The 9,464-nt window shown below is 41.1% G+C and carries 9 protein-coding genes; 3 read left to right on the top strand and 6 right to left on the bottom strand.

Features of this window, described 5'->3' with window-relative positions:
• Positions 1 to 227: 227 nt before the first annotated feature.
• Positions 228 to 1,118 carry a LysR family transcriptional regulator gene (locus ABWW58_RS03465; RefSeq protein WP_353867863.1) on the bottom strand — a complete coding sequence of 297 codons (891 nt, stop codon included), beginning with the start codon at positions 1,116 to 1,118 and terminating at the stop codon, positions 228 to 230.
• A gap of 144 nt (positions 1,119 to 1,262) precedes the next feature.
• On the opposite strand from ABWW58_RS03465, the gene ABWW58_RS03460 reads away from it, so the two are divergent.
• From ABWW58_RS03460 to yidC, 3 genes are all read left to right on the top strand, one after another.
• The gene (locus tag ABWW58_RS03460; protein WP_353867841.1) at positions 1,263 to 1,646 is read left to right on the top strand and encodes a CidA/LrgA family protein; all 384 of its coding nucleotides are present in this window, start codon (positions 1,263 to 1,265) and stop codon (positions 1,644 to 1,646) included.
• The gene (locus ABWW58_RS03455; protein WP_353867840.1) at positions 1,643 to 2,323 is read left to right on the top strand and encodes an LrgB family protein; all 681 of its coding nucleotides are present in this window, start codon (positions 1,643 to 1,645) and stop codon (positions 2,321 to 2,323) included. Before ABWW58_RS03460 ends, ABWW58_RS03455 begins: the two co-directional genes overlap by 4 nt.
• Positions 2,324 to 2,796: 473 nt before the next feature.
• Entirely contained in the window at positions 2,797 to 3,483 is a 687-nt protein-coding gene (gene yidC, locus ABWW58_RS03450) for a membrane protein insertase YidC (protein WP_353867839.1), read from the top strand.
• 69 nt (positions 3,484 to 3,552) lie between these two features.
• Here the strand turns inward: yidC and ABWW58_RS03445 are convergent, their stop codons facing one another.
• The 5 genes from ABWW58_RS03445 to recN form a co-directional block, all read right to left on the bottom strand.
• Positions 3,553 to 3,822, bottom strand: coding sequence for a phosphocarrier protein HPr (locus tag ABWW58_RS03445; RefSeq protein ID WP_353867838.1), 270 nt, complete (start codon positions 3,820 to 3,822; stop codon positions 3,553 to 3,555).
• Between the two features lie 205 nt (positions 3,823 to 4,027).
• Positions 4,028 to 4,888, bottom strand: coding sequence for a GRP family sugar transporter (locus ABWW58_RS03440; RefSeq protein WP_353867837.1), 861 nt, complete (start codon positions 4,886 to 4,888; stop codon positions 4,028 to 4,030).
• A 372-nt stretch (positions 4,889 to 5,260) separates the two neighbouring features.
• Positions 5,261 to 6,022, bottom strand: a complete 762-nt coding sequence (gene spo0A / locus ABWW58_RS03435; protein ID WP_445783410.1) for a sporulation transcription factor Spo0A — start codon at positions 6,020 to 6,022, stop codon at positions 5,261 to 5,263.
• Positions 6,023 to 6,269: 247 nt separating this feature from the next.
• Positions 6,270 to 7,541, bottom strand: a complete 1,272-nt coding sequence (gene spoIVB / locus ABWW58_RS03430) for a SpoIVB peptidase (protein ID WP_353867836.1) — start codon at positions 7,539 to 7,541, stop codon at positions 6,270 to 6,272.
• A 129-nt stretch (positions 7,542 to 7,670) separates the two neighbouring features.
• The gene (gene recN / locus ABWW58_RS03425; RefSeq protein WP_353867835.1) at positions 7,671 to 9,371 is read right to left on the bottom strand and encodes a DNA repair protein RecN; all 1,701 of its coding nucleotides are present in this window, start codon (positions 9,369 to 9,371) and stop codon (positions 7,671 to 7,673) included.
• Positions 9,372 to 9,464: the final 93 nt, after the last annotated feature.

Raw genomic sequence — 9,464 nt, 5'->3', positions numbered from 1 at the left:
CGCAGTCATCTTTTAAAGTGACAACTTGAACAGTCTAACAAATAAATTGTTCTTTGTCAACAAAATGTTTTGATGACTCATTTTTAATGATAAAACTTGTCTCACCAATCGTCAACTTCAAAGTGTTTTATCGGCGGCAACAACTTTTATAATATATCACTCACAATTTAGCTTGTCAATAATTAATTTCATATTTCTCTTTTCCTCTATGCTCTCGCTTGGTTAACTCATTGTATGCCCATTAACATGGCGCGTGTTTCAGATACCCATGTCCTCGCTGCATAGGATAAATAGTGATTTTTCTTCCATATCATCGATAAACGCCAGTTAAGTTCAGACTCTTCTATCGGAAGTGTAATAATCGGCTCTGTTTTCTGTTCCATTTTACTTATGACACTCTCTGGTAAGAATGCAATACCGAATCCCTTTGAAACCATCTTAACCATAAACTCCCATTGTGAACTTTCAAAAACAATATTGGGTTGGTAGCCCGCCTTTTCACAACCATTGATAATCATCCCTCGTAACGAAAAGTCTTCCGGAAACAGGATGAAGTGTTCATTACGAAGATCTGTTAACGTTACATGGCTCAGCTTCGCGAGTGGGCTTGATGTATGAACGACAAGACGAATACTGTCCTCAAAAAAAACAAACGAATTTAAAACTTCTTCATTGATGCTTCCTACAGTAACACCAACTTCAAGGAGTCCATCCGACACACAATCAGCTACTTTCTTCGCTCCATACTCAGCAATATGCAAATCTATGCCAGGAAAGCTCTTTCGAAACTGACTGAGAATTCCAGGAAAAAATTGCATGCCAATCATCGGTGGCAGCCCAACCGTTAATTTTCCTTTTTTGGCGTGGGTGAGGTCACTTAATTCGTCAGACAAATGGGCAAAGGATTGAACAATTTTCTGTGACTGCTCAAAAACAATTCGTCCCGCATCGGTTAACTCAATTTCTTTACCTGTTCGATCCAACAAAACCATACCGAGTTCGTCTTCTATATCTCGTACCATTTTACTAATTGTGGGTTGAGTCACATATAAATGATGCGCTGCTTTCGTAAAACTTTTTCTCACAGCTACTTCCAAAAAATAATGAAGGTGTTTAATATCCGTCTTCGCCGCCTCCGTACTATAGGTGTTTGGAATATGTGTATTCCTGAATTCTATTGTACCTGCATTTTTAACTTTTGTATAATACAGTGTGACATTAATCACACGAATGATCAACTAAAATTAGGAAGTGTCTGTAATTTGCTAAAATGGTTTCGCATTATCACTCAGGTTACCTACCTGTACTTGTTTGCGCTGCTTGGCAATGTTCTTGTCAAATGGCTCCACCTGCCTGTTTCGGGCAGTATAATCGGTCTGTTCATCGTTCTTGCACTATTGCATTTCAAGGTTTTAAAACTATCTGCAGTTGAACTTGGCGCAGGATTTCTGATGTCTGAAATGCTGTTGTTCTTCATCCCATCTGCCGTAGCGATTATTCAATATAAGAACGAAATCCTTCAGCACGGTTCGCAATTTTTAATTGTGATTTTATTAAGTACAATTACAGTCATGATTGTCACTGGTCTTGTTGCTCAAATTTCAATTCGCAGGCTGGCAAATAAAAAGGGAGAGATTGGAAAATGATTGCATTTATTTGCATCCTGCTTACCATTATTGTGTATTATTTATCGAAACTGCTTTACAAGAAAGTTCGGTTTGCGCTGCTATCTCCACTTCTTGTAGCGCCTTGTATACTCTCAACGATGCTTGTCGGATTCCAGATTGATTATTCAGACTATGATGGTGGCGGACGTTGGTTAAGCAATCTGCTGCAACCTGCTGTTGTCGGATTTGCTGTCCCACTTTATAAATTTCGCGAGGTAATGAAAAAATACGCAAAAATTATCGCGATCAGCATGACTGCTGGTGTCACAATCGCTATAATCAGCTCCGGTCTTTTCAGCCACATCGTTCACTTGCAAGACAGTTATCTGCTTAGTCTATTGCCACGATCGATTACTACTCCGATTGCCATGGCCGTATCCGTGGACATTGGAGGCATGCCGACAATGACCGCAATTTTCGTCATCGTGACAGGGATTACCGGACTAATCCTTGGTCCAATGGTGATTCGCTATCTGCATATTAAAGAAAAATTAGCAAAAGGACTGTTATTGGGAATGGGGGCACACGGTGCAGGAACATCAAAAGCGCTGGAGTTCGGCAGTGAGGAGGGCGCGGCAGCAAGTCTCGCGATGGTACTTGCAGCAATCTTTACACTTGTGTTCGCTCCAATCTTAACGCCGCTCATTCTTTTATAAAAATAATACGAACGATAAAAGAGAACGCCCCTGCCTCTAAGGCAGGGGCTTTTCTGATGCTGTTTGTTCTAGTTAATATACTTCTACGCATAAGTCATTAATGGTATGATGATTCTAGATCACATTTGAAAGGCAGGTGACCGTTACGCTCGATTTTTGCGCTTATCTCTTGAATGATCCATCGCTTGCAACATTGCTGATTGCACTTCAGCTCTCAATTCCTTTGATTAAGCGCTCATTAAATTCCGAACGTGCTCATTTCAACCGCCATTTGGACGAGCGAGCACCCGCTACCTTCGCTCAATCAGCTTCATCGTCCATTATCTCTGATTATGGAATGCATCGATTCGTATTTTGCCTGGTACGAACGATTAAACGAAGAGATTCCGGTGCAAATGACTCAGAATATGATTGTACTCCTCTTGGCTCATTCACTTAACAAAGCTGAACAATTGCTAGGAGGAACTGAATACATGAATACGATTATTGAACCGTTCACACTCTTAATCCAAAGCACGGCTTCCTTCTTTGGGGATAGCTACGGGATGGCGATCATTGCGTTAACGATTTTGATTCGACTTTTATTGGCACCACTGATGATCCGACAGTATATACGACAATTTGACGTAAAGAAAAAGATGGACAAGCTCAAGCCTGAAATGACGGACATTCAAAAAAGAATGTCGGCTGCCCAGGATCCCAATGAAAAACAAAAAATTCAAATGGAAATGATGGGCCTCTACAAGAAACACAATGTCAATCCGTTTTCGGCAATCGGATGTTTGCCCATTCTCGTGCAAATGCCAATACTTATGGGCTTTTACTACGCGATAAGACGTTCACACGAGATCGCAACGCACCACTTTCTTTGGTTCAGTTTGGGACATACAGATCTTGCATTGACAATTGTTGCAGGGATCGTTTATTTTTTGCAATTTAAAATAAGCCAAAAGCTGATGCCTACCGTCGGCGCAGAGCAGCAGCAAAATTCGATGCAATGGATCGGATTGATGTCACCAATCATGATCGTTTTTGCTTCGCTCTCAACATCGGCTGCGCTGCCATTATATTGGGTTGTCGGTGGTATATTCCTAATCGGACAAACTTACTTCTCACATTTGTTGCTTAATCGCATCAGAAAACCGGCTCCGGCTGTTTAAAAATTAAAGATAAAAAAGCAGCGAGTTTGAGGTTTCCCTCAAACTCGCTGCTTTTTTATATGGAGAGCATTAATTTTCTTTGCCAATGCCCTGTGCTGAGATTACATTGCCAATTGCTGCAGATGCTTCATCAGCATCTGTACCTTCAGTAACGATCTTGAATTCAGCGCCTTGCATAATGCCAAGAGCCATAACACCCATGATACTTTTCAGGTTGGCTTTCTTGCCATTATATTCGATATTAATGTTTGATTCAAATTTGCTTGCTTCACTTACAAGTACAGTTGCCGGGCGTGCGTGAATGCCCGTTTCGTCAGTGACAACATACGTTTTTTCCATTTCTCTACTCGCTCCATTCATTTGCATAATATTTGAATTGAACAGGATTCAATAATCTATTGACCTGCATTATCCTTTAAAGAACCGTTTTCATCTTTTCCAGACGACAAGATTCTTCAAAAAGCTTACTTTCATTTTATCATTCATTTCCGCCTATGTCATGACCTAACCATGAAAAAAATGAAATCAGTGATATATCTCTTTATCAGCGCTTCGTCATTCCCAGTAATACACCGCCAACGATAATTAACGCGCATCCGATCAATAGAAGTACCATCTGATGTTTCGACTTCTTTTCGCCCAGTATAAAGATTCCGCCTAATGTTGAAAGCACCGTACCAATCTGAGACATTGAGAAGCTGATTGCGACACCCTCAAGTTTCGTTGCAATAAGTAGAGAAAGATTACCTCCGGCCCACATAAAACCGGAAATAATATTAAAGGCGGTGTGACGATTGTAAAGTGACTTCACCTGTTTGCCTGAAAGCACTATTGCTCCGATGATCATTCCAATCGATTGGGGAAATATTGCGGACCAACCGTCAATATCAAAGGAACGAAGAATGACAAGATAAGAGATATAGCCTAGTGTCGACACAATCAAAAGAAAAATACCTTTTAGCATTTTATTTGCTTGGTTCTCCGTAGAATTTTTCTCTCTCGAAGTAAGCAGAACCCCAAGGACAATCAATACTAAAGCCGACAGCCCCAAAGCCATTCTAAAAGTAGTATCCCATTCATGAAAAATCAGAATACCACACAGTGCCGCTCCGGCAAGCTGCATCCCAGTAGAAAGAGGCATCGTTTTCGAAACACCTAAAATTTTCATTGCGGCAAACTGATGAAATTGCCCCACAGCCCAGCACAATCCTGAAATGAAGCTTACCGTAATAACCGTTGCATTAAGTTCCGGCGGTATAAAGAAAAATAGCGCAATCGAAAAAAACAGCGCACCAATCGTCATTCCGAACACCTGATGATGCGGTGTTCCCCCTACCTTTGTGCTCACAAGCGGCAGTGTCCCCCAAAGGAGAGCTGGAATGAGGGAAATTAACAGACCAGTCAAATCTTCAACACCCTCCAAAGCTACACCATGATCGATAAAAAAGGTATTTTCACCTTCAGATCATATATGTTTTCAACAATTTTGACTCTTTATGTACGTCATAAATGAAAACGGTTAGCATTTTTTTTGACAAAATAAACTATACCATAGAATTTTAGTTCATGCCGCTTTATTCTTAAAGCAGTTCATGAATAATTTTGGAACATTGGCTGCGCAAAGCCTTAGATGATGCTTTCTTCAAAAAAATTATTAAATAAGCACCTCTATTTATTGGATGGATGTTCATTCAACAATTGAGGTGCTCTAATTGATCTATAATCTTTTGTTGGATTTGCTGAGAAAAGCGATGCAATCACAAACGTATCGATTCATTCACAAAATCCGCATTGATTCTTCGGCGCGGTTCTCGATTCGGAGCTTGTCGGCGACCATGGCGATGAACTCGCTGTTTGTTGGTTTTGCTTTGGACATTGATACCGTGTAGCCGAACAGCGAAGAAATGGACTCAACGTTTCCTCTGCTCCAAGCCACTTCAATGGCATGACGGATGGCACGCTCGACACGGCTGGGTGTCGTTTTGTATTTTTTGGCAATATCCGGATAGAGCACTTTTGTAATTGAGCCAAGCAATTCGATATCGTGATAAACCATAGAGATCGCTTCACGAAGATACATATATCCCTTAATATGAGCCGGCACGCCAATTTCATGGATAATATCTGTAATACTTGCGTTAAGGTCATGGTTTTTATCGGATGCGGATGGGCGCTGAATCGAATGCTTCGTGAAAACAGGACTCAGTTCCTTTTTTCCGGCGACTTGGCGAATATGGTTGGCAAGGTTCGTCATATCAAATGGTTTTAAAATAAAATAAGACGCCCCTAACTCAACAGCTTTTTTTGTCACATCTTCTTGACCAAAGGCAGTGAGCATGATAATGCCCGGTTGCGGCAGATCGGGATTAGCATGAATTTGCTCTAATACACCAAGTCCGTCAAGATGCGGCATAATGATATCCAATAAGAGCACATCTGGTGTCATGGATTTCAGCATTTCAAGACAATCCTGTCCATTGCTCGCGGTTCCTATAACTTCAATGTCATCTTGCGTTTTTAAGTACTCAGAAATCAACATAATTAATTCTTTGTTGTCGTCCGTCAAGCAGACCTTAATTGTTTGCAACACAAAATCCCCCTTGTCGAAATTACTATATGTTATCTTTTCGACAAGAGAGGAAGGTATCCTTTTTATTCTTAGTCACTTCAATCTATTTTTTTCTTTCATTTTCTTCTTTAAAACAGATCGTTCATCTTGATAAGTGTTTTTCCAACTTACTTCGACACATATATGTCGAATTTTATTTAGTGATTCAGTGAATTCGTTAGCTTGCAATTTGCTTACGTAAAGCTTGTTTTTCATGATGCAGACCTGCTTCATCCATCATCCATTCGATGTGCACACCGTATCCGCTTGTTGGATCGTTGACAAACACATGGGTAACTGCCCCGACCAATTTACCATCTTGAATAATCGGACTACCGCTCATCCCTTGAATAATACCGCCTGTAGCTTTAAGCAGACGCGGATCCGTTATCTTGATCACTAATCCTTTCGTCGCAGGATGTTTTTGCGATATCGAATTTAGAATTCGGATGTTAAACGCTTCAACCTTATTTCCATTAAGAACGGTAAGAATTTTTGCCGGACCTTCTTTGACTTGATCCTCTGTGGCAATTGGAAGTGCAGCATTGCTCATACCAGAACGCATCATATAGTTCTTTTCCATTTTCCCAAAGATACCGAATGGCGTATTTTTCGAGACAGAACCAATACTTATTGCATTTTCAGGAAAAAATGCAATTTTTTCTCCTGGTTTTCCTTCTCTTCCTCGATCAATTGCCTGTACAATGGAACGGACGATGTGCCCGTCTTTCACCATGATGGGTTGACCCGTATCCCGATCAGAGATCACATGCCCGAGAGCGCCGTATGAGCCCGTATTAGGATCATAAAAGGTCATGGTACCGATTCCTGATGCCGAATCCCTGATGAACAATCCCATCTGATACTGACGATTTGCTGTGTCCATAATCGGTGTCAGCCTTTTTTTAACCATGGACCGCTGGCGAATCAATGTCACCTGTAGAGGCTCGCCATCCTTCGAACCGTCCATAATGTGACGAACATCTGTAATGGAGCTCATCGTTTTGCCATTAATCTTTGTAATCACATCACCGACTCGAATTCCTGCTGTTTCCCCAGGTGATGACTCGCCCCCGCCGGTTGCAATTAGATGGTAACCAACAACAAGCACGCCTTTAGTGCTCAGTTGAACACCAATTGATTGACCGCCAGGTATTAAACGGACATCTTTGTCCACCGCGTTGACAGTGGTCGCCGACAGTTGATTCAAAGTGGCCTGCGAATGGTGTATCCCCCGATAATTCAGAATTGATTCGGCTTTTCGCTTCTTTGTTACCATTGCGATTGGCGAACCACTTGCGACATCAGCGCGTAAATAGTTGTTAGGCAATGTCCCCGCATTCTGCCATATGTGTGAGACAAACTGTCCTGTTCTTATACTCGAACTGACCATTAGAAAACAGAAAAGAAGAACAACAACTGTAATTTTTAGATTTTTTCTTATCTTCATAACTCACTCTCCTCGCTGCAAACCCGCACCTTGTCTTGCAGTGCATTTATTAAAATTGCCTGAGCAGAGGATAATTATGAGTGATCCGAAGAAGGGATTAATTCCAGTATAGGATGTACATGCCATGTGCTAATATTTTATTTTGCCTGCCATTTGGATTAATTCTTTAGCATGCTCGCGAGCCAGATCCGTCATCAGAGGACCTGAAATCATTCTGCTGATTTCGCGTATCTTTTCGGATTCATTTAATTTTTTTACGCGCGTTCCGGTCCGCTGATCTTTCGTGATATGTTTTTCGATGTATACATGCTGATCAGCCATTGCCGCCACTTGCGGAAGGTGTGTAATGCAGAACACTTGTGCATTTTGAGCCAAGCTGCTGATTTTTTCTGCCATCGCTTGTGCGGCTTTGCCACTGACTCCAGTGTCTACCTCATCAAAAATAATTGTCGCTGGTCCCATTATTTTTTTGAAAACTGTTTTTATCGCGAGCATAATCCGCGAAAGCTCTCCGCCTGAAGCAATTTTTGCCAGTGGTTTAAATGGTTCCCCGGGATTAGTCGTTATGTAAAAGGAAACGTGATCAATCCCTTCAGGGTCGAAGCCGGAAAAAGACTCTAAATTGCTGCCCATCTTAATATGAACATCAAGGAGTGCGTGTTCCATACAAAGGTCTTTAAATTCACGGTTAACAGCTCGAGCAAGGCGTGCACTTGTCTTTTTTCTCTCGGAAGACAGTTGCACCGCTATGTCCCTCAATTTGCTTAGACCCGCTTTTAATGCGTCATTTAATGCGTCGAAATTTCGATCTCGCGAATTCAATTCATCCAATTCGTTTTTTATTTGTTCGTAATAAGTAAGAATTTCTTCTACAGAGTTGCCATACTTTCTTTTCAACAGATGGATTTCATCTAATCGATTCTCGATCTCATTCAGTCGTTCAGGATTATATTCCATTTGTTCCAAATATGATCGAATTGCAGATGTTTGTTCCTCTAGAAGATAGTAACAGTTTGAAACCGACTCTGAGAAACGGGCTAGTTCCGGATCCAAATCCCGAATTGCATCAAGACTTCCAGATGCTTTTCGAAGCATATCCAGTCCGGTATTTTCTCCATCAAGCGCCTCATAGCTTGCCTTAAGCGATTGATATACCTTTTCAAAATTGAAAAGTTTTCTTTTTTCTTCAAGAATACGTTCTTCTTCGTCTGCTTTTAGTTGAGCCGCTTCAATTTCATCGATTTGATAGTGAAGCAAATCGATTCTCTGAGCAATTTTCTTCTCATCACCATTATATTTATTGCACTTGGCTGCCAGTTCATCCACCTGTTTATATTCTTCCAAGTAGCTGTGTTTTAATTTACTGATTGTCGTTCCGCCAAAGCGATCGACAAATTCAAGGTGATTGCTCGGTTCAAGAAGCCTTTGATGTTCATGCTGCCCGTGTATATCAACAAGAATAGTCCCAAATTTCTGAAGAACAGACAATGTCACAAGCTTTCCGTTTATGCGGCATACACTTTTGCCCGAGCTGGAAATTTCTCTTCTAAGTATGAGTTGCCCGTCGATTTGATCCATTCCCAATTGGTCAAGCAAACGTGACACACTTTGTGTATCTTCTATATCGAATAAAGCCTCAATTTCTGCTTTTGGCGTGCCATGACGAACATATTCAGCAGATCCACGACCGCCGGCGAGTAACGCGATCGCATCAATGATAATCGATTTTCCAGCGCCGGTTTCTCCTGTAAATACAGTCAGACCGTCTTCAAACGTTACAGTAAGTTTATCGATAATCGCAAAATTTATAATTTGAAGTTCCGCTAACACTAAGGATTCACCTCTCTAGTTCGAACATTCGTTCTCTACATCTATTCTCTACTGTTCACCCAAAACAGTCAAGAAGTTATTAAAAAAAATAAG

The organism is Sporolactobacillus caesalpiniae, assembly GCF_040513385.1.
Lineage (GTDB): Bacteria > Bacillota > Bacilli > Bacillales > Sporolactobacillaceae > Sporolactobacillus.
Note: the sequence above shows the minus strand (reverse complement) of the source record. Positions and strands in the feature narration are given on the sequence as shown.

What these genes read in the sequence shown, in the direction of transcription:
- yidC (WP_353867839.1), top strand. Translation starts at nt 2,797, where the DNA reads ATGAATACGATTATTGAACCGTTCACACTCTTAATCCAAAGCACGGCT.
- ABWW58_RS03455 (WP_353867840.1), top strand. Translation starts at nt 1,643, where the DNA reads ATGATTGCATTTATTTGCATCCTGCTTACCATTATTGTGTATTATTTA.
- spoIVB (WP_353867836.1), bottom strand. Translation starts at nt 7,541, where the DNA reads ATGAAGATAAGAAAAAATCTAAAAATTACAGTTGTTGTTCTTCTTTTC.
- ABWW58_RS03445 (WP_353867838.1), bottom strand. Translation starts at nt 3,822, where the DNA reads ATGGAAAAAACGTATGTTGTCACTGACGAAACGGGCATTCACGCACGC.
- spo0A (WP_445783410.1), bottom strand. Translation starts at nt 6,022, where the DNA reads ATGTTGATTTCTGAGTACTTAAAAACGCAAGATGACATTGAAGTTATA.